At 65.1% G+C, this 19,021-nt stretch carries 17 protein-coding genes; 8 read left to right on the forward strand and 9 right to left on the reverse strand.

Annotated features, from left to right (window positions below; translation table 11 throughout):
- Positions 1–128 precede the first annotated feature (128 nt).
- Complete coding sequence (pbpC, locus tag K5L01_RS02190; RefSeq protein WP_250063417.1) at positions 129–2,468, forward strand: penicillin-binding protein 1C; 2,340 nt, start codon at positions 129–131, stop codon at positions 2,466–2,468.
- 287 nt (positions 2,469–2,755) lie between these two features.
- On the opposite strand, the gene K5L01_RS02195 is transcribed toward pbpC, so the two are convergent.
- Both K5L01_RS02195 and K5L01_RS02200 read right to left on the reverse strand, forming a co-directional pair.
- On the reverse strand, positions 2,756–3,331 hold the full coding sequence (locus K5L01_RS02195) for a ferritin-like domain-containing protein (protein WP_250061531.1): 576 nt from the start codon (positions 3,329–3,331) through the stop codon (positions 2,756–2,758).
- Positions 3,332–3,363: 32 nt separating this feature from the next.
- A complete protein-coding gene (locus tag K5L01_RS02200; RefSeq protein ID WP_250061533.1) occupies positions 3,364–3,846 on the reverse strand; it encodes a peroxiredoxin in 483 nt (160 codons plus the stop codon).
- A 152-nt stretch (positions 3,847–3,998) separates the two neighbouring features.
- Between K5L01_RS02200 and K5L01_RS02205 the strand changes: the two genes are divergently transcribed.
- Together K5L01_RS02205 and K5L01_RS02210 are read left to right on the forward strand one after the other, a co-directional pair.
- Complete coding sequence (locus K5L01_RS02205; protein WP_250061535.1) at positions 3,999–4,439, forward strand: Hsp20/alpha crystallin family protein; 441 nt, start codon at positions 3,999–4,001, stop codon at positions 4,437–4,439.
- 121 nt (positions 4,440–4,560) lie between these two features.
- Positions 4,561–5,451 (forward strand): DnaJ C-terminal domain-containing protein, encoded by an 891-nt coding sequence (locus K5L01_RS02210; RefSeq protein WP_250061537.1) that lies wholly within the window; start codon positions 4,561–4,563, stop codon positions 5,449–5,451.
- Between the two features lie 390 nt (positions 5,452–5,841).
- Here K5L01_RS02210 and pilH read toward each other — a convergent pair whose 3' ends face one another.
- Together pilH and K5L01_RS02220 are read right to left on the reverse strand one after the other, a co-directional pair.
- Positions 5,842–6,225 carry a twitching motility response regulator PilH gene (pilH, locus tag K5L01_RS02215; protein WP_250061539.1) on the reverse strand — a complete coding sequence of 128 codons (384 nt, stop codon included), beginning with the start codon at positions 6,223–6,225 and terminating at the stop codon, positions 5,842–5,844.
- A gap of 89 nt (positions 6,226–6,314) precedes the next feature.
- A complete protein-coding gene (locus K5L01_RS02220) occupies positions 6,315–7,310 on the reverse strand; it encodes a YhdH/YhfP family quinone oxidoreductase (RefSeq protein WP_250061541.1) in 996 nt (331 codons plus the stop codon).
- A 147-nt stretch (positions 7,311–7,457) separates the two neighbouring features.
- Here K5L01_RS02220 and hflK point away from each other — a divergent pair, with 147 nt between their 5' ends.
- From hflK to K5L01_RS02240, 4 genes are all read left to right on the forward strand, one after another.
- Complete coding sequence (gene hflK / locus K5L01_RS02225) at positions 7,458–8,567, forward strand: FtsH protease activity modulator HflK (RefSeq protein WP_250061543.1); 1,110 nt, start codon at positions 7,458–7,460, stop codon at positions 8,565–8,567.
- On the forward strand, positions 8,564–9,427 hold the full coding sequence (hflC, locus tag K5L01_RS02230; protein ID WP_250061545.1) for a protease modulator HflC: 864 nt from the start codon (positions 8,564–8,566) through the stop codon (positions 9,425–9,427). The genes hflK and hflC overlap by 4 nt, the downstream gene beginning before the upstream one ends.
- Before the next feature lie 286 nt (positions 9,428–9,713).
- Positions 9,714–9,899 carry a DUF2065 domain-containing protein gene (locus K5L01_RS02235; protein WP_250061547.1) on the forward strand — a complete coding sequence of 62 codons (186 nt, stop codon included), beginning with the start codon at positions 9,714–9,716 and terminating at the stop codon, positions 9,897–9,899.
- A gap of 227 nt (positions 9,900–10,126) precedes the next feature.
- Positions 10,127–11,419 (forward strand): adenylosuccinate synthase, encoded by a 1,293-nt coding sequence (locus K5L01_RS02240; RefSeq protein WP_250061549.1) that lies wholly within the window; start codon positions 10,127–10,129, stop codon positions 11,417–11,419.
- Positions 11,420–11,719: 300 nt separating this feature from the next.
- Here K5L01_RS02240 and K5L01_RS02245 read toward each other — a convergent pair whose 3' ends face one another.
- The 3 genes from K5L01_RS02245 to K5L01_RS02255 form a co-directional block, all read right to left on the reverse strand.
- Positions 11,720–14,725 carry a DEAD/DEAH box helicase gene (locus K5L01_RS02245; RefSeq protein ID WP_250061551.1) on the reverse strand — a complete coding sequence of 1,002 codons (3,006 nt, stop codon included), beginning with the start codon at positions 14,723–14,725 and terminating at the stop codon, positions 11,720–11,722.
- Between the two features lie 176 nt (positions 14,726–14,901).
- On the reverse strand, positions 14,902–16,755 hold the full coding sequence (locus tag K5L01_RS14925; protein ID WP_250061553.1) for a DNA/RNA helicase domain-containing protein: 1,854 nt from the start codon (positions 16,753–16,755) through the stop codon (positions 14,902–14,904).
- A complete protein-coding gene (locus K5L01_RS02255; protein WP_250061555.1) occupies positions 16,752–17,138 on the reverse strand; it encodes a nucleotide pyrophosphohydrolase in 387 nt (128 codons plus the stop codon). Before K5L01_RS02255 ends, K5L01_RS14925 begins: the two co-directional genes overlap by 4 nt.
- A 305-nt stretch (positions 17,139–17,443) precedes the next feature.
- On the opposite strand from K5L01_RS02255, the gene K5L01_RS02260 reads away from it, so the two are divergent.
- Positions 17,444–18,085, forward strand: a complete 642-nt coding sequence (locus K5L01_RS02260; RefSeq protein ID WP_250061557.1) for an XAC0095 family protein — start codon at positions 17,444–17,446, stop codon at positions 18,083–18,085.
- 158 nt (positions 18,086–18,243) lie between these two features.
- Here the strand turns inward: K5L01_RS02260 and K5L01_RS02265 are convergent, their stop codons facing one another.
- The gene (locus K5L01_RS02265) at positions 18,244–18,648 is read right to left on the reverse strand and encodes a hypothetical protein (RefSeq protein WP_250061559.1); all 405 of its coding nucleotides are present in this window, start codon (positions 18,646–18,648) and stop codon (positions 18,244–18,246) included.
- Between the two features lie 82 nt (positions 18,649–18,730).
- Positions 18,731–18,925: a hypothetical protein gene (locus K5L01_RS02270; RefSeq protein ID WP_250061561.1), complete on the reverse strand. Its 195-nt coding sequence runs from the start codon at positions 18,923–18,925 to the stop codon at positions 18,731–18,733.
- Between the last annotated feature and the right edge of the window lie 96 nt (positions 18,926–19,021).

Genomic DNA, 19,021 nt, shown 5'->3' on the forward strand with positions numbered 1-19,021 from the left:
CGATGGCGAGCGGCACACCACGGACACCGGCGGCACAGCGCTCCACTCTCTCCGGGGGCGCGGCGGGGGCGAGGGCCGGACGTACGGGCGGTCCCGATAAGGAACCGCCATTCCGGCGTTGCCCCCGCCTGTTCCGGTGTCTCCTGCCCTACCTGCGCTGGGGCACGGTGGCTGCGCTGTCGCTGCTGCTGCTCCTGGACCTGGCCTTCCCGCCGCCGCTGCCGACCTCGCGCGACACCAGCACACTGGTGGCCGCACGCGACGGCACGCCGCTGCGCGCCTTCGCCGATGCCGAGGGCGTGTGGCGCTATCCGGCCAGCGTGGACACGGTGTCGCCGCTTTACCTGCAGGCGCTGCTGACCTACGAGGACCGCTGGTTCTGGCGCCATCCGGGCATCAACCCCTGGGGATTGCTGCGCGCGGCGGGGCAGATGCTGAGCGAACGCCGCATCGTCTCCGGTGGCTCCACCCTGACCATGCAGGTGGCGCGGATCCTCGATCCGCACACGCGCACACCCTGGGGCAAGGCCAAGCAGCTGCTGCGCGCGCTGCAGCTTGAGGTGCACCTGGACAAGCGGCGGATCCTCGCCCTGTACCTGGAACGCGCGCCCTACGGTGGCACCATCGAAGGCGTGGAGGCCGCCAGCTGGGCCTATCTGGGCAAGTCCGCCGCGCACCTGTCGCAGGCCGAGGCGGCACTGCTGGCGGTGCTGCCGCAGTCGCCGAGCCGGTTGCGCCCGGACCGCCATCCCGAAGCGGCGCAGCGTGCCCGCGACAAGGTGCTGGCGCGCATGGCCGAGCTCGGCGTGTGGTCGGCCGAGGAGGTGGCCGACGCGCGCATCGAGCCGGTGGTGGCGCGCTCGTTGCAGCCGCCGCTGCACGCCGCCTTGCTGGCGCAGCGCCTGCGCAGCGCCCAGCCGCGCGCGGCGCATATCCGGACCACCCTCGACAGCGGCCTGCAGCGCACCCTGGAGGAGCGCGTGGCCGCGTATTTCTCGCAGTTGCCCGAGCGCACCTCGGCCGCGCTGCTGGTGATGGACAACGCCACGCTGGAAGCGCGTGCCTACGTCGGCTCGGTGGCGTTCGGCGACAAGGCGCGGCTGGGCCACGTGGACATGGTGCAGGCCTGGCGCTCGCCCGGCTCCACGCTCAAACCGTTCCTGTACGGCATGGCGCTGGACGACGGGTTGATCCATTCGGAAAGCCTTCTGGTGGATGCCCCGCAGAGCTTCGGCGGCTACCGCCCCGGCAACTTCGACGCCGCCTTCAACGGCCCGGTGGGCGCGGCCACCGCACTGCGGCTGTCGCTCAACGTGCCGGCGGTGGACCTGCTCGACCGTGTCGGCCCGTCGCGCTTCGCCGCGCGGCTGGGCAATGCCGGCATCAAGCTGCGCTTCCCGCACGGGGTGCAGCCCAACCTGGCGCTGATCCTGGGCGGCACCGGCGCGCGCCTGGAAGGCCTGGTCGGCGCCTTCGCCGCGCTCAACCGCGAGGGCATCGCCGGGCGCGTGCGCTATACCCCGGATGATCCGCGCATCGAGCGCCGGCTGGTGTCGCCGGGCGCGGCGTGGATCGTGCGCGACATCCTGCAGTCCAATCCGCGCCCCGGCTATGGCGTGGGCACCTTCGACACCGGCAGCCGGCCGGCGGTGGCCTGGAAGACCGGTACCAGCTACGGCTACCGCGACGCCTGGGCGATCGGCGGCACCCGCCGCTACACGGTCGGGGTGTGGGTGGGTCGCCCGGACGGCACGCCGTTGCCGGGGCAGTACGGCGCGGTGACCGCGCTGCCGCTGATGTTCGAGGTGATCGACAGCCTGCCGCGCTTGCCCGGCGACGGTGCGGTGCCGGCGATGCCGGCCAGCGTGAGCGAGGTGGAGGTGTGCTGGCCGCTGGGCATCGCCGCGGCGGAGACTCCGGCGGCGCTGTGCCAGCGGCCGCTTAAGGCGCTGGCGCTGGAACAGGCCGTGCCGCCGACGTTCGCCGAGCGCGAAGCGCGGCTATGGCAGCCGGGGCGGCTGCGCTTCGAGGTCGACGCGCGCAGCGGGCTGCGGCTGTCCGCCGGCTGCGAGGTCCCGGGCCCGCGCGCGGTGCGCGAGCTGGCACGCTGGCCGGCCCTGGCGACGCCCTGGCTGTCGCAGGCGCAGCGGCGCGCGCAGCGCCTGCCGCCGTTGGCGCCGGGCTGCGCCGACGATGGCCGTGGCCAGGACGGCACGCTGTACATCCGCGGGCTGGACGACCGCGCGACGCTGGCGCGGCCGCCGGGCGCGACGCACGGGCCGCGGCTGCAATTGCAGGCGATCGGCAGCGAATCGACGGTCACCTGGCTGCTGGACGGGCGCTGGATCGCACAGACCGAGGGCGCGCGGGCCTTCGTGCGTGATTTCGACGAACCAGGGGAGCACCGCCTCACCGCGCTGGCCGCGGACGGCGCCTGGACGCGCATCCGCTTCCGCGTGGCGCACTGACGCAGGTGCGGGGCGCGCCTCGCGCGCCCGCCATGACCGGTGCCGGGACGACTGCACCGGTTATCGGGCTGCACCGGTATGGGACGATTCGTGCCGGGCCTGCCCGGCACCTGCGGGGGCTGTCTGCGCCGATCCAGCCATCGAGCATGCGCTTTTACGGGCGGGAACCAAGACGCGCTGCCACTTCCACGTGGCGCACTCTGACGGGGGTACTTGCCCAGGTACGGAGCGCGCCCTGACCGGTGCCGGGAGGCCAGGTGCCGGACCGGCCCGGCACCTGCGGCGTGCTACTCGCCGATCCAGCCTTCGAGCATGTCGGCGAAGTCGTCGGCGTGGTCCTCTTCCTGGGCGAGGATGTGCTCGAGGATGCGCTTGGTGGTGGTGTCCTTGTCGCCGACGAAGTTGATCATCTCGCGGTAGCTGTCGATGGCGATGCGCTCGGCGATCAGGTTCTCGCGCACCATGTCGCGCAGGTTGCCGCCTTCCTTGTACTCGGCATGGGAGCGGGCGGTGAGGGTGTCCGGATCGAAGTCCGGCTCGCCGCCCAGCTGCACGATGCGCTCGGCGAGCATGCCGGCGTGCGCCTGTTCCTGCTGGGCATGCTCCAGGAACTCGGCCTTGACCGCGTCGGCGAGCATGCCGCTGGCCATGTAGTAGTGGCGGTAGTAGCGCAGCACGCAGACCCACTCGGTGGCCAGGGCATCGTTGAGCAGCTTGATCACCGCCTTGCGGTCGGCGCTGTAGGTCGGCGTGACGGCACCGTCCTCGATGCGCTTGCGGGCATTGGCGCGCAGCGTCTTGCGGTCGGTCATGCCGGCCGGCGTGGCGGTGCGGGCGGAGGTGCGGGCGGATGGCTTGCTCATGGCGGGCTGCTCCTTGGGTGGCAGGGGGGGAACTATCCGGGCAGGTGGTCGAGGATGTACTCGGCCGAGGACACCTCGAACGTCCCGGGATCTTCGACATGCACGCCGCGTACGGTGCCGTTGTCCACGTACAGCGCGAAGCGGCGCGAACGCATGCCCATGCCCGAACCGCTGGCGTCCATTTCCAGGCCCAGCGCACGGGTGAAGTCGCCGTTGCCGTCGGACAGCATCTGCAGTCCGTCCGGCACCGACTGGGTGGCGGCCCAGGCCTGCATCACGAACGGGTCGTTCACCGCCATGCAGTAGACCTCGATGCCGCGGCTGCGGAACCTGGGGAAGTTCTCGATGTAGCCGGGCAGGTGGCGCGCGGAGCAGGTGGGGGTGAAGGCACCGGGCACCGCGAACAGCACCACCTTGCGGCCGTCGAACAGGGCGCGGGTGTCGACGGTTTCCATTCCCTCGCGGATGCGCTTGAGGGTCACTTCGGGGATGCGGTCGCCGACGCGGATCGTCATGGGGCTCTCCTAGGCTGAATTGCAGTTTAGTGAGGGGGGTCTAAGGGGCGCGTCAACGGCTTGAAAAGGCCGTCTTCACGCAGCACTTCCCCTGCATGGGAGCGGCGGCGCCATCCCGGCCCGCCGGCCCGCATCCGTTGCAGGAGGAGATGATGAGCATCGTACGTTACCGCCAGTGGCCGACCCAGCCCGACATCCGCCATCTGCTGGCGCCCTTGCTGGAAACGCCGCGCGAGGCCGTCGCGGGTGGACGCTGGCAGCCGGCCGTGGACATCCACGAGCAGCAGGACGGGTTCGTGCTGCACGCCGACCTGCCGGGCGTGGACCCGGCCTCGATCGAGCTGCAGATGGACAAGAACGTGCTGTCGATCCGCGGCGAGCGCAGTGCGCCGCTGGCCGCCGACGGCGAGCGTTTCTCGCGCATCGAACGCGGCCAGGGGGCCTTCGAGCGGCGCTTCGCGCTGCCCGACAGCGCCGACGCCGAGGGCATCGCCGCGCGCAGCCGCGACGGCGTGCTGGAAGTGCGCATCCCCAAGCGTGTCGAGGCGGCACCGCGGCGCATCCCGATCGAGGCCGGCACCGGCGGCGGCTGATCCGCGCCGCATCGCGGTCCTCCGGCATCGCCGCGGCTAGAATGGCGCCGCGGCGATGCCGTGCCTGTTTCCGCCTGCCGGTGCCGAGCCGGCGGGCCTGTTTCTCCGATAGGGTGCCTGGATGGAATTCAAGGATTACTACGCGACACTGGGCGTGGAGCCCACGGCCGGCGATGCCGAGATCAAGACCGCCTACCGCCGGCTGGCGCGCAAGTACCATCCGGACGTGAGCAAGGAGGCCGGTGCCGAGGACCAGTTCAAGGCCGTCAATGAAGCCTACGAGGCCCTGCGCGATCCGGCCAAGCGCCAGGCCTACGACCAGCTGCGGGCGCAGGGCTACCGGCCGGGCGAGGAGTTCCATGCGCCACCGAACTTCGGCGGCGGCCAGGGCTTCGATTTCGAGGAGGTGTTCGGCGGTGCCGGTGCCGGCGGCGGTTTCAGCGATTTCTTCGAGAGCCTGTTCGCGCGCCAGCGCGGCGGCCGCGCGCAGGGAGGCTTCGAGGGCTTCGGCGGCGGCCCGCAACCGTCACGCGACACCCGCGCCAAGCTGTCGGTGCCGCTGGAGGCGGCCCATGGCGGCGACACGCTGCGCTTGAACCTCGATGGCCGCCAGCTCGACGTGCGCGTGCCCAAGGGCATCCGCCCGGGGCAGGTGATCCGCCTGGCGGGGCAGGGCAGTGGCGGCGGCAACCTGATGCTGGAAGTGGAGTACGCCGAACATCCCCAGTTCGAGGTCGACGGCCGCAACATCCTCTATACGCTGCAGGTGACGCCCTGGCAGGCGGCCTTGGGCACCCGCATCAGCGTACCGACCCTGGGCGGTGCGGTGGAGCTGAAGATTCCGCCCGACTCGGACAGCGGCCGCAAGCTGCGCCTGCGCGGCCGCGGCCTGCCGGGGACGCCCGAGGGCGACCAGATCGTCGAACTGGAGGTGGTGGCGCCCCTGGCCGGCGACGAAGCGCAGCGCGAGGCCTACCGCGAGCTGGCCAGGGCCTTCGGCGAGAAGGTGTAGGAACCGCGGGGCGCGGCCCTGCTCTACGAACGGGCGGATCGCGACGGTTTTGTAGCGCCGGGCCCTGCCCGGCGGGGTTGGCCGGGGAAGCTTCAGCGGGGCGTGGCCCCGCTCTACAAACGCGCGGATCGCGGCGGTTTCGTAGCTCCGGGCCCTGCCCGGCGGATTGGCCGGGGAAGCTTCAGCGGGGCGTGGCCCCGCTCTACGAACGGGCGGATCGCGACGGTTCTGTAGCGCCGGGCCCTGCCCGGCGAGGGTTGGCCGGGGAAGCTTCAGCGGGGCGTGGCCCCGCTCTACAAACGGGCGGATCGCGACGGTTCTGTAGCGCGGGGCCCTGCCCGGCGGGGGCCGGCCGGAAGAGCTTCAGCGGGCGATGCCCGCTGCATATGGTCAAGCGTCGGGAATCGCGCCGCCGCCGAATACCCGTGCGATCACCTCGGACAGTTCATCCTCGGAGAATGGCTTGGTGATGTAGGCCTTGGCGCCCTGGCGCATGCCCCACAGGCGGTCGGTGTCCTGGTCCTTGGTGGTCACCAGCACCACCGGGATGTGCGCGGTGCGGGCTTCGCGGCGCAGGGTGCGGGTGGCCTGGAAGCCGTTGAGGTTGGGCATCACCACGTCCATCAGCACCAGGTCGGGAAGGACCGTCTTGGCCACCTCCACGCCGGCGGCGCCATCGTTGGCGGTAAAGGTCTCATGCCCCAGTTTTTCGACGATGCGCTGGATGCCCAGCAGCTGCGATGGCGAATCGTCAACGATCAGAATACGCGCCACGTCCTCTCACCCCCTGATGGTGTAGCCGCCGTAGTGTCTGCCTGTGGGCAGCGCGAAGCAACCTGGGGGGTGTGGGGGAACGCATTCAGTCAGTCGATCCGGACCACGGTGCGGCCGAGCGCGGCGCCGGCCAGCATCCGCTCGAATACCGCCGGCAGGCCATCCAGGCCGACCTCGGCGGTGCACACGGTGTCCAGGTGGCGCGGTTTCCAGTCGTCGCCCAGGTGCTGCCAGACCCGTTCGCGGAGATCGCGCGCGGTGCCGGCCGAGGCCACGCCCAGCAGCGACACGCCGCGCAGGATGAAGGGCATCACCGTCATGTCCAGCTCCGCGCCCGCCGCCAGGCCGGCCGCGGCGACGTTGCCGTAGGGGGCGGTCTGCGCCAGCAGGCTGGCCAGCAGGGGGCCGCCGACGCTATCCAGGCCGCCGCCGAAGCGCGCCGACGCCAGCGGCCGGCCCGGGGCCAGGGCATCGCGGCCCAGTACCTGGCGGGCGCCGAGGCGGGCCAGGTAGTCGCCGGCCTCGGGCTTGCCGCTGATGGCGTGCACCTCGAAGCCCGCACGGCTGAAGATGTCCACCGCCAATGAGCCGACCCCGCCGGTGGCGCCGGTGACGGCCAGCGGGCCATGGTCCGGGGTCTGCCGGTTGTCCTTCATGCGCAGCAGGGCCAGCGCCGCGGTGAACCCGGCGGTGCCCAGCACCATGGCCTCGCGCAGGGACAGCCCGGCGGGGAGCGGGATCACCGCCGCGGAGGCCAGCCGCACGTACTGGCTGTAGCCGCCGTCGCGGGTCTCGCTCAGGCCGCAGCCGGTGGCCAGCACCGCGTCGCCCTCGCGGACGGCGGGGTCGCTGGAGGCAACCACCTCGCCGGCCACGTCGATGCCGCCCACCAGCGGGAAACGGCGCAGGATCCTGCCCCGGCCGGTGCCGGCCAGCGCATCCTTGTAGTTGACCGAGGACCAGCGGGCGCGGACGACCACCTCGCCGGGGGCCAGCCGGTCCAGGGTCAGCGGTTCCAGGCCGCTGCGGTAGCCGGCGTCGTCGTTGTGGATGCGGAAGGCGCGGAACGGGGCGGGGGCGGACATGCGGCGGCCTGCGGCGGAACGGAAGGCAACCAAGATAGCGGTTGCGAAACGTCAGGTCTGCCCCATCTAGTAGAATCGAAAATTCGACAGACCACGGCCAGGACTGCGGGCGCATCCCGCATACAGGCCCTGACAGATGGAGCATGCATGGCCTGGAACACACCTGGCGGCAACGGCACGAACGGCCCCGCCGACAACCGGCGCGGCCCGCGCCAGCCACGAGGCGGCAACGGCGGCGGGTGGGGCGGCCTGCCCGGCCCGTTGCGCGACCTGTTCGACGGCGGCGTCTGGCGCTGGATACTGCTGGCCGTGGCGCTGCTGGTGCTGCTGTCCAGCTTCCAGCTGATCGGCGAGCAGCAGCGCGGCGTGGTGCTGCGCTTCGGCCAGTTCTCGCGCATCCTGCAGCCGGGCCCGAACTTCAAGCTGCCGTGGCCGATCGAATCGGTGGTCAAGGTCAACGCCACCCAGATCAAGACCTTCAGCAGCAACGTGCCGGTGCTCACCCGCGACGAGAACATCGTCAACGTGGCGCTGAACGTGCAGTACCGGGTGGACGACCCGCGCCTGTACCAGTTCGGCACCATCGACGCCGACCAGGTGCTGGAACAGTCGGCGCAGAGCGCGGTGCGCGAGCAGGTCGGCCGCGCCGACCTCAATACCGTGCTGAACAACCGCGGGCCGCTGGCGGTGGCCGCCGAGCAGCGCCTGCAGGCCTCGCTGGAGGCCTACCGCACCGGCCTGGTGGTCACCGGCCTGACCCTGCCCGACGCGCGTCCGCCGGAAGAAGTGAAGCCGGCCTTCGACGAGGTCAACGGCGCCCAGCAGGTCAAGGAGCGGCTGATCAACGAGGCCCAGGCCTATGCCGCCAAGGTGGTGCCGGAAGCCCGCGGCCAGTCCGCGCGTTCGCGCACCACCGCCGAGGGCTACAAGCAGGCCATCGTCGCCCGCGCCGAGGGTGACGCGCGCCGCTTCAGCCTGCTGCAGGCCGAGTACAAGAACGCGCCGGAGGTCACCCGCAAGCGCCTGTGGCTGGAAACCGTGCAGGAAGTGCTGGCCGAGAACCGCAAGGTCATCGGTGGCGACGGCCGCCAGCTGATCTACGTACCGATGCCGGCCGATGCCGGCAAGGCCGCCGGCAACCCGCCGCTGATGACCCCGGACATGGCCCTGCCGGACCTGCCGTCGGCCACCGGAAGCACTCGCAACGCGGACCGTACGGTCTCGCGCTCGGCACGTCGTGAGGAGGGCGGTCGATGAAGAATTCCCTTGTGATCGGCCTGCTGGTGGCCATCCTGCTGGGCCTGCTGGGTTCGGTCTACGTGGTGCGCGAGGACCAGACCGCGATGGTGCTCAACCTGGGCAAGGTGGTGCGTTCGGACATCCAGCCCGGCCTGCACTTCAAGCTGCCGCTGGTGGAGACGGCGCGGGTGTTCGACCGCCGCTTCCAGGTGCTGGACACCGCGCCGGCGCGCTACTTCACCGCCGAGCAGAAGGACGTCAGCGTCGACTTCTTCGCCATCGGCTACATCTCCGACGTGCGCGCCTACTACCGCGCCACCGGCGGCGACGGCAAGGTGGCCAATGCCCGCCTGGCACCGATCATCACCGACTCGCTGCGCAACCAGATCAACTCGCGCACGCTGCAGCAGCTGGTGTCCGGCGACCGCGGCGAGTTGATCGCCGGGCAGCTCAAGGGCATCAACGAGGCGGTGCAGACCCTGGGCATGCAGATCATCGACCTGCGCATCAAGCAGATCGACCTGCCCACCGACAGCCAGGTGATCACCGACGTCTACGAGCGCATGCGTGCCCAGCGCAAGCAGGAAGCGGCCAAGCTGCGCGCCGAGGGCGAGGAGCAGTCGCTGACCATCCGCGCCCAGGCCGACCGCGAGAGCACCGTGCTGGTGGCCGAGGCCGAGCGCGACGCCCAGCAGCTGCGCGGCGAGGGCGACGCCCAGGCCGCGGCGATCTACGGCAAGGCCGGTTCGGCCGATCCGGCGTTCTACGCCTTCTACCGCAGCCTGGAGGCCTACCGCGCCTCGATGACCGACGGCAACGGCGTGATCGTGCTGGACAAGAACGACCCGTTCCTGCAGTACCTCAAGAGCGACCGCTGACCGCCGGCCCCCGCCTTGAAGCCCCCGCCACGGGCTTCAAGGCAGAGGGCCTTGCGGACGGTCTCCACGCCACCCGCAAGGGATCCGGGAGGCCTGCACGATGGGCAGCGGCCCGTCCCCGCATGCCTCCACAGGCAGGGCCCTCCCGATGAGGGCCTGATCCAGGCGACGGCATGTCGCCCGTCACGCACCCGGCAGCGCCTCCACTGCGGCCCGTCCCGCCCCTCCGCCCAAGGGCGCCTTTCCCCCGCAGGGGAGGGCGGCCACGAACCCGCTCCCGGCCCCCATGCACGACCTTTTCTCCGCCCTCTGCCTCGTCGCCATCCTCGAAGGCCTGTTCCTGTTTGCCACACCGCTGGCATGGAAGCGCATGGCCGCGCGCCTGCTGGAGCTGCCGCTGGGGGCATTGCGGCGCTGGGGCGGGACGCTGCTGGCGGTGGGCCTGGGCCTGCTGTGGTGGCTGCGGCACTGAACCGCGGCTGGGCGCGCCGGCCAATCTGAACCGCCAAGGCTGGTGGCCGCTGCCCAAAACCCGGATAATCCGCAAAAGCCGGCCGGGTCGCCCCGTCCGGCTTTTTCCGTGTCTGGTTCCGGCACCGGCCCGGCGTTCCCCGATGGAACGCCAGCGGGGCCGCCCCGGCCCCCGGCACGGCCCCGTCCGCGGCCCCGATGGCCGCAGTCAAACAGGAGTTACCCGTCATGGGTCAATCAGTTGTTGTTCTGGGCGCCCAGTGGGGCGATGAAGGCAAGGGCAAGATCGTCGATCTGCTGACCGAGGAAATTGGAGCCGTCGTGCGTTTCCAGGGTGGCCACAACGCCGGCCACACCCTGGTCATCAATGGCAAGAAGACCGTCCTGCACCTGATTCCGTCCGGCATCCTGCGCGACGACGCGCTGTGCCTGATCGGCAATGGCGTGGTGATTTCCCCGGCCGCGCTGCGCAAGGAGATCGAAGAGCTGGAGACGGCCGGCGTGGAAGTGCGCTCGCGCCTGAAGATCTCCCCGGCCGCACCGCTGATCATGCCGTACCACATCGCCCTGGACCAGGCGCGCGAAAAGGCCGCCGGCGGCAAGGCCATCGGCACCACCGGCCGCGGCATCGGCCCGGCCTATGAAGACAAGGTGGCGCGCCGCGGCATCCGCATCGCCGACCTGCACTACCCGGAACAGCTGGCCGAAAAACTGCGCGCCGCGCTGGACTACCACAACTTCGTGCTGACGAAGTACCTGGGCGTGGAGCCGGTGGACTTCGACACCGTCTATGCCGAGGCGCTGGCCTTCGGCGAGTACGTGGAGCCGATGAAGTCCGATGTGGCCGGCATCTGCCACGACCTGCGCAAGCAGGGCAAGCGCGTGCTGTTCGAAGGCGCGCAGGGCGCGCTGCTGGACATCGACCACGGCACCTACCCGTACGTCACCAGCTCCAACACCACCGTGGGCGGCGCGCTGGCCGGCACCGGCGTGGGCGCGGACTCGATCGACTACGTGCTGGGCATCGCCAAGGCCTACGCCACCCGTGTCGGCGGCGGCCCGTTCCCGACCGAACTGGACGACGAGATCGGCCAGGGCATCCGCGACCGCGGCGCCGAATACGGTGCCTCCACCGGCCGCCCGCGCCGCTGCGGCTGGATGGACATCGTCGCGCTCAAGCGCGCCGTGGCCATCAACGGCATCTCCGGCCTGTGCATCACCAAGCTCGACGTGCTCGACGGCATGGAAAAGCTCAAGGTGTGCATTGCCTACGAATACCGCGGCAAGCGTACCGAGTACGCCCCGCTGGACGCGCAGGGCTGGGAAGAGATCACCCCGGTGTACCTGGAGTTCCCGGGCTGGAGCGAGAACACCCATGGCATCACCAACTGGGACGACCTGCCGCCGGCCGCACGCGCCTACCTGCGTTCGCTGGAAGAACTGGCCGGCTGCCCGATCAGCATCGTCTCCACCGGCCCGGACCGGGATCACACGATGGTGTTGCAGGATCCGTGGGGTTGATGCATTAGTCCCAGACTCGCAAAGACGGCTGTTAGTTTCTAATGTTGCAACAAGAAGCCCCGCATCTGCGGGGCTTCTTGTTGCTGTTGCCTAAAGCAAAATTTTGTTTGGTCACTGCAAGCAATCTCGATAGGTGGCTATACCTCATGCACCGGTGTTCCTGCAGTTTGGTCAAAAGCATGATCTTGTGTTCGATGCCTAGAGCCTTTTACAAAAAAGACTCTTCAAGTTGCGGTCTTGCGAGTTGCAAGTAGGCTTGCTTGGGGGCATTTGGAATGCAGGCTCAGTAACCTACTCGATCTATGGAGAAGCGAAAACCTTAAAGTCAATATCTAGTTCGTCGGCAGTGCTCAGCCAATTCTCAATCAATTGAAATGCTTGGATGCTTGCGGATGGGCAAGTGTGCGGATTCCCTATGCTCTCCGTGAAATGGCGTGCAGAGAATGAATTTCCCATGACTACCCATATCTCCTTTTTGCACCTTATGGATTTTCGCCGCTCGCAGATAAGGTTCCACGCGCGATCCGAAAGAGAGTCGTCAGCTGGGGCGTGGTTATTAATCACCCCTTCCGTCAGCCTGAAACGGGTGCTCAGTGGAAATGTCGCGCGATCTGAAGGCCACGCAGTTCGCCACGAAGTGAAATTTCCGGGTTTGATGTCTGCGTCATCAGAGGCAAGAAAGTGAATATTCTTGATTGCCTGACTACCGACCTCGGCAATTGCACCGGCAGACGATTGCGGTGCCGATGCGTCGCCACACTTGATGTGAACGAAGCAGAGCTTATCTGGAGAAGATAGTATAAAGTCTCCGGGTTCGACTCCCATGTCAGTGCAAATTACAAGGTCACAACCGGGAATATATTTGGCGAAAGGGCCTAAGTCGCCAAGGGGAGTGGTTGGATCTCCATATCCTTTCAGTTTGTCAATTAAGTAAAATATGGAGTTCGTGTCAAAATTATCACTGGTAGTTCGGTGATATTGGTTATTTAAAATTTCGCCCTTTTCTCTCAGATGTTCTCCTAGTAATTCATTTAAAGCGAATATGGAGTTGCTCGCAAAGCTGTCCTCGGCAGCTATTCCCTGCTCATAAGGCAGTGCTAGCTTGTAGAACGTTCCATTCAAGTAGGTTACACCGTTCTCAAAAAGAACCTTCAATCGATCGCCTGTACTTAAATAAGTGGCTATCCACTCATGGTGATCTTTGCCGATGGAACTTCCAGTAAGCTCAATCTCAAAGCGTGATGATTCATCGGAGTAAGAAAGGGCCAATTCAATCTGTTCGCCATGTGCATCAAAGCTGATCCCATTGATGTAGTCGACATAGCTGAAATCAGGAAATATTGTGCCCAATCCTACCGGAGTGGCTTGATCTAGATCAGTGAAGTCCAGGAGTACTGAAAGAATCGCAGAGCTTGGCTTGTTAGCGATTGGTTGGGCATAGGATTTAATAAGTCGTCCAGCACTACCGCCGCTTTCGATGGTTTCGCCAATCTCATCAATCCATTGTGAAAGATCTTGAAGCGTGAAGTTGGACTCCTTCTGGTCTGCGACTCTTCCAGACCTGGCGCCTATGTAGAAGCTGCTTTCTTTTTTTCCATCCAGGCCAAGATTATCGACCTTGACCATTGTTAAAGCATAGCGAGAGTTGCTTTGATTCGCTTGGCTATCACCAAGATCTCGTCCCTTTAAGGCCACCGACTCGGGGCGGCGTACAGCTTGCCCGATTGCTCGGGCGTGCGTTTCTTTTATTTGGTTGATCTTCGTCTTGGCTGCCAATGCAGTGAGTTTGTCGATATGAATGGAATTGCAAAGGCGAAAGTGTTCCTGGTTATAATAACGGCCGTTGCCACTATCGAATATGGCAATGCCCGATTGAATTTCCTTTATCGCAATTACATTTAGCTTTGGCTCGAAGAATATTTTTTGTGAAAAGAAGTTTGAGCTGCCAAATTCTATGTATATCAATATATTTAAATCAAGGGCCTTATAATTCTTAACGAGTGCTCCTGATCCATGCAGGTTCCAGTAAAGTCTATCTATGAATAGAGGTAGCGAAAAATCTTCCGCTTTCTGGATGAAGCATACGGAGGCGTAAGGGATTTTTATGTCGTTCTCGGGCGATAAGTCATTTATGTCCAGGCGCTCCTTAAATCTTTTGTCGAAATAGCTATACTTGGGGAGGTTCTTGAGAAATGATTCGATCAAGTAGCTAGTGCTGAGTGATTTGATGAATTCGGCAGCACCGCTGGCAGCTAGGTAGTCGTCAAACCTACGGTAGCCTTCCCACATTCCCTCATTTGCTCCCTGGCTTATATCTAGAACAAAAGGCTGCGAATTTTCATATTTCCGAACTATTCGACCGACGGCTTGAACGAGTTCGCGACCACTACCCAGCTCATAGGTGAGTAGGAGAAGCTTGGCCTCCGGAATATCTACTCCTTCATCCAGCTTGTGCTGATGAATAATTATTCGAAGCCCGTCTACCTTGAGTGCGGGCCCCACTCGTGCGAATTCATTATTGCCATGCTCCGTTCCCAGTCTGTCATGCACACTCGCTGTTACGAATAGCGGTGAAAGTAGTGCGTGATATCTCCGTATTTCATCGAGGCTTCTGCACTTAACGATGCACTTCAAATTGCTGTCGGCCGTCAATCGTTGTTCAATTCTTTCGAGAAGTTCGGTCTCGTTGGCAATCTGCTCGTAAATTGGGGCAGAGACTACGTCGTCATCGACCGCTTCTTTGAATGTGTATACGTAAAAGTGATCGGTGCTTACATTTAGCTCAAATAAATCATTTCGGTATGGGGTTGCTGTTATAACTACCTTGCGGGCATCGGATTGGCGAATTATTTCCCGCCAGACGGGGGAGGGCTCGGCATGTCCCTCATCCACAAGTATTAGATCAAAGGTTTTTTGAACGTCGGCAAGATGCTCTTCTTCGAGGGTCGATAGTTTTTGAAAACTGGTGATGTAAATTCCGTCGCCCTGATTGAAATTGGAATCTCGATAAGTCTTCTTAAGCTCAAATTCTTTATCTTTTATCGTGGATCGGAAGAATTTTCTAGATACTTCTCGAAGCAATTGGTCTTTAACGGCTTTGCGATGGCATATAATTAGAACTTTGGAATATTTGGATAAATGGGCGATGAGCGAGATAACGCCTGTCTTTCCGGCTCCTGTCGGCAGATTGATCAGTAGCGCTCTGTCTGTTTTTTCTTCCGCATAACTAACGAAGCTGCGTACTGCATCTAATTGGCAGGATCTTAATTTTTCTTTCGCAGATTCCAAGTACTCCAGGATTTCCATGGCGATCTTCCTTGTGCCCCTTTAAGGGGCTTTGAGACTATTCGATTATTTGGTGCTAATGCTGGAGCTTAGTGGGTTATTCTTAATCTCAGGCCTGTGGATAATTGGTGGGTAATGCGTGCTCAGTTCTTTGGGTCGGAAGTATGTATTTGCTAGAATTTTTTAATCGAAAGCGGTTATTTGTATATCGACGCTTTCAATGCTTGGTTACTGATATAGGCATAGCATCCCTTCATCCTCCGGCTCATCAGCGTCTTGTAGGTATTCCGGATGATCCGGTCCACCCAGTCGTGAATTTCTGGGTTGCTCTTGGCCTGCGACTTGTAACCACGAATCGAACGGTCCTGCTTTGAGCGCTTGCTTGGATCGGTAACGAGCCGGCCGTCGCGCCAGGCAAGGTCGGGGCCGATGATCACGCCCACATAGTCCATCTCCAGGCCTTGGCTGGTGTGGATGCAGCCGACCTGCTCGACGGAATTGTCGGCGATGGCCCATAGGCTGCCGTCGCTGCCCAGGTTCCATTGGGCGCGGTAGTCGTGCTCGGGGATTTCGATATCCCAAGCGTTGGGGTCTTTCTTGCTTTTCCAGTCCCAGCAGTAGCCGGCGACCATGCGCGACTTGTTGTTGGCGCGGTTCTTTTCGCGGATCAGTCGGTGCAGGTCGCGCGGGGAGTCGACGATGCCGAACTCGAAGGCGCCGCGGTCGAAGTCGGTATTGGCGGTCTGGCGGATGCCGAGCAGGTTGTCCAGCCACGCGATGTAGCCGTCCGAGCCGGCGCAGCGGAACTGGGACGACAGTTCAAGCAGGCTGACGTCGGCGTCGAAGTGGGCCGCCCAGCGGCGCAGTTCTTCGGTATGGCCGATGTCGGACAGGGTGACTATCTGGTCGTCATCGACGAAGAACACGGTGCAACGGGCGCTGCGGATCAGTTCCATGACCTGGTTGTCACCGAGGTTGCCGTACAGGCCGCTCTTCTCGTTGAGACGATGGGCCTCGTCCACCACCAGTACGTCGAAGACGTTGGGTTCGGTGGTGTGGAAGCCGCCGGAGCCGGAGAACAGGCTGGCGATTTCGTACTTGCGGAGATGCCCGGCCAGCTTCTGCGCGTAGACGGCGCGCGGCGCGGCGTTCTTGGAGACATATTTAGTGGTCAGGCCGCGCCTGGTCAGTTCGACCAGCAGGTTGACCGCCACGACCGATTTGCCGGTGCCCGGGCCGCCCTTGACGATGACGACCTGCTTGCGGGTGTCGCTGGCCTGGGCCGCGCGTGCGAGACAGTTTTCGTAGACCAGCTTCTGGTCGTCGATCAGCACGAATTCCTCGTTACCCTTGAGCATGCCGGCGACGCTGTCGGCCAGCATCTTGGAAGGGCGCACGCGGCCGTTTTCGATGCGGTATAGCAGTTCGGCGTTGTCGCCGCGCTTGACGTGCTGTTTGATGAAGTTGCGCAGCTTCTGCCTTTCGTTTGGCCCGCGCAGGAATACCGGCGCCTTGTCCAGATGGGCGGCATAACGCGGGTCATCGATGGCGCCGTTGCGCACGTGGTTGTGCAGGTAGGCGCAGGGCTTGAGCTGGATGCCGCCTTCATGCACGGCCTCGTTGAAGCCTTCCAGCAGGGCGGCGTAGGACCAGGCCTGGTAGCTGGGGTGGATGCCTTCGCTTTCCGTCGGGCCGCCGCGCTGGGCGATGATGATGCCGTCCTTGTCGGTGACCCTGGACTCGGACCATTGCTTGAGCTCGACGATGATCGCGCGCGGGTCGCTGTCGGCGGTATGGCCGCTCAGGATGAAATCGATGCGCTTGTTGCTGTAGGGGATGCCGAACTCGATGCCCACGCCCATGTCATCAGGCAGGTCGTCATCGGCAAGCACGTCCACCATCTGCATCAGTGAATGGCGCCACGCGCGGAATTCCGGGGTGGGGGCATACCGCTTGGTCTTCTGGAGGAAGGCCTGCGCGACGATTTCCTCGATGGCGTTTTCTTCCGAATCCCTGAGGAATCCGGACCGTGTGGACTGATAGACAATCACGCTGGATCTTTCCCTGATGTTTCCCCGCTTCCGTGAAGCTCGGTGTACTTGTCGCTGCGGCCTTTTGCAAGTTCGACCGGGTATTTCTTCGCGTTGAGCGCGAGTTTGCCGCGCGCGGCGTCGGCCGGGTCTATCTGCAGGACGTCGCACAGGCGCAGCAGGTACAGCAGGACATCGGCGATTTCCGTGCCGACTTGAGCCTTGCGCTCGTCCGTCAGATTGCGGCTCTGGGTTTCGGTGAGCCACTGGAAGTGTTCCATCAGCTCGCTGGCTTCGATGCTCAGGGCCATGGCGAGGTTCTTGGGGCTGTGGAACTGCTCCCAGTCGCGCTCCTGCGCGAACTGGCGCATGGCGGACTGGAGTTCATGGAGTGCGTCGGACATGGCATCGAGTTGCTGTCAGAAATTTCCGATTATGGTAATCCCCGATTGACGCCAATGGGCTTCGGTAGCATCCTCCTCCCACGGAGCCTAGAAACTCCTCAAACAGCGGTACCCACCTCCGACAAACCGGTGGGTTTTTTGTGCCTGCCTCGCGGGCACAACCGACGCGATGCCTGCGTCGGGAGGGCGGTGAATACAACACCCTTTGGGGAAATAAGCCCGCCGTCTGTTTGCGGTTTCTAGCCTCCCGACTTCCCGTCCGCCGTTTGCGGCGGGCGGCCACTTCATGGAAGGAGGCGGCGACGATGGCGAAGCACACGTTGGACGATGACCGGCCGGGCTATCACCTGCCCAAGGACAGCCAGCAGCGGCTGGTGCGGCTGAGCGACCACATCAGGTTCCTGCTGCGGTTGATTCAGCCGCTGGCCGATGCGGCGGGGGAGCCGGTGCGCGAGGTGCGCATGGCCGAAGTGGCGTTCTGCCTGGAATTGTTGGGCGACCAGGTGGACCTGGTGTTGGACGAGGTGTCGTGGCCGGCGCAGCAGGCGGGCGCTTCCGTCCGCGATGCTACGCACGAAGCGTTGGACTACACCTTCGGTGTCACGCTGGCGCAGATCGACACGCTGGACGGTCTGCTATGCACGCTCGCCGCGCAGGGCGATGTGCTGGCGTCCGGCGATGCGGCCGGGTTGGCGGGCGGTACGTTGCCGTCGATGGGGCGCGCGGTGTTCGAGGCGGCAGCCGCCGTGCGCGGGGTGCTGGACGCGGTGGAAACGCAGCGGCTGGTGGTCGATGGGGTTCGGCGTGTCCGGGCGGGCGAGACGCGGGCGGCATACGACCGGGTGGCGGTGTACGCGCGGGATGGGCGGGAGGCGGCGGTGCTGCGTCTGTGCGGAGAGCCGCTGCGGGCGCCGGAGGTGCCGGGCGATGGTGGCCGTGTGCATTGAGGCGATGGCGGCGGCTGGGCCGCGGGCCACGGCGGCAGGAAGAGGCCGGCGGCCTGGCGTACGGGGCTCGAGGGCGGTGCCGCCCTGGGGAGCGCGGGTGCGCTCCCGGGCGTGCCGGCTACCGGGGCGGGGGCGTTCGGCAGGGCGTCGTCGGCGGATCAGTGGGCCGGGTGGCGCTGGGCCAGCTGCTGCTCCAGGGTGTCCAGCAGTGCGGCCACGCTGATGTCGAATGCGCCCGCGTTGCCGGCGTCGAAGGCGCGGCGCCATTCGTCATAGCCCTTGCGGTAGTCGCTGGCGGCGGGGTGTGGGCCTTCGTACACCATGCCGCTGCGGGCGAAGGTCTGTTCGGTGACCGGGGCGTGTGCCAGGCGGGTCATCACGCCGCCGGGCAGGCCGCGGTGGCGCAGCTGCAGGCCGTCCAGGGTGATGTGGAAGATGCGCCCGCCCAACGGGTGCTGGTCGATGCGGTTGATCAGGACGGTGGGCCGTTCGCCGGGTTGGCGGCCTTCGCAGTGCCAGCGCTGGCCGGCGGCGTAGGCGGGCGGGATGTCGGACGGGGGCATGCGCGGCGGCTCCAGTGGGGAACCACCGATGATGGCGGCTGGATGCCGGCCGCGGCTTGCGCAATCTGGCGATGTGCGGGTGTCAGTGCTTGCCGTCGTGCGGGGGCTTGCGGCCGCTGCCGGACTGTTTGCCGCCGCCGTCCTGCTTGTTGACCGTGGCCCAAGCGATGCGCTCGGCGTCCTTGCGGCTGGCGCCGCGGGCGATCTCGCTCTGTTCGATGTGTTCGGCCTGGCGTTTCTGCTTGTCGGTATAGCTGGATTTGTCGCCCTGGCTCATGTCGGTGCTCCGCAGAGTGGGGGATAACAGGTATAGGGGATCCCGGGGCTGACGGCCGTGAAACGGCCGTTGGCAACGCGTTAGGGGCCGGTGTGG

Origin of the sequence: Stenotrophomonas mori, assembly GCF_023556335.1 — a bacterium.
GTDB classification, from domain to species: domain Bacteria; phylum Pseudomonadota; class Gammaproteobacteria; order Xanthomonadales; family Xanthomonadaceae; genus Stenotrophomonas; species Stenotrophomonas mori.

Bases quoted from the DNA above. Each gene is read 5' to 3' on its own strand.
- K5L01_RS02195 (WP_250061531.1), bottom strand. From the start codon at position 3,331: ATGAGCAAGCCATCCGCCCGCACCTCCGCCCGCACCGCCACGCCGGCC.
- K5L01_RS02200 (WP_250061533.1), bottom strand. From the start codon at position 3,846: ATGACGATCCGCGTCGGCGACCGCATCCCCGAAGTGACCCTCAAGCGC.
- K5L01_RS02205 (WP_250061535.1), top strand. From the start codon at position 3,999: ATGAGCATCGTACGTTACCGCCAGTGGCCGACCCAGCCCGACATCCGC.
- K5L01_RS02210 (WP_250061537.1), top strand. From the start codon at position 4,561: ATGGAATTCAAGGATTACTACGCGACACTGGGCGTGGAGCCCACGGCC.
- K5L01_RS02220 (WP_250061541.1), bottom strand. From the start codon at position 7,310: ATGTCCGCCCCCGCCCCGTTCCGCGCCTTCCGCATCCACAACGACGAC.
- hflK (WP_250061543.1), top strand. From the start codon at position 7,458: ATGGCCTGGAACACACCTGGCGGCAACGGCACGAACGGCCCCGCCGAC.
- hflC (WP_250061545.1), top strand. From the start codon at position 8,564: ATGAAGAATTCCCTTGTGATCGGCCTGCTGGTGGCCATCCTGCTGGGC.
- K5L01_RS02235 (WP_250061547.1), top strand. From the start codon at position 9,714: ATGCACGACCTTTTCTCCGCCCTCTGCCTCGTCGCCATCCTCGAAGGC.
- K5L01_RS02240 (WP_250061549.1), top strand. From the start codon at position 10,127: ATGGGTCAATCAGTTGTTGTTCTGGGCGCCCAGTGGGGCGATGAAGGC.
- K5L01_RS02245 (WP_250061551.1), bottom strand. From the start codon at position 14,725: ATGGAAATCCTGGAGTACTTGGAATCTGCGAAAGAAAAATTAAGATCC.
- K5L01_RS02255 (WP_250061555.1), bottom strand. From the start codon at position 17,138: ATGTCCGACGCACTCCATGAACTCCAGTCCGCCATGCGCCAGTTCGCG.
- K5L01_RS02260 (WP_250061557.1), top strand. From the start codon at position 17,444: ATGGCGAAGCACACGTTGGACGATGACCGGCCGGGCTATCACCTGCCC.
- K5L01_RS02265 (WP_250061559.1), bottom strand. From the start codon at position 18,648: ATGCCCCCGTCCGACATCCCGCCCGCCTACGCCGCCGGCCAGCGCTGG.
- K5L01_RS02270 (WP_250061561.1), bottom strand. From the start codon at position 18,925: ATGAGCCAGGGCGACAAATCCAGCTATACCGACAAGCAGAAACGCCAG.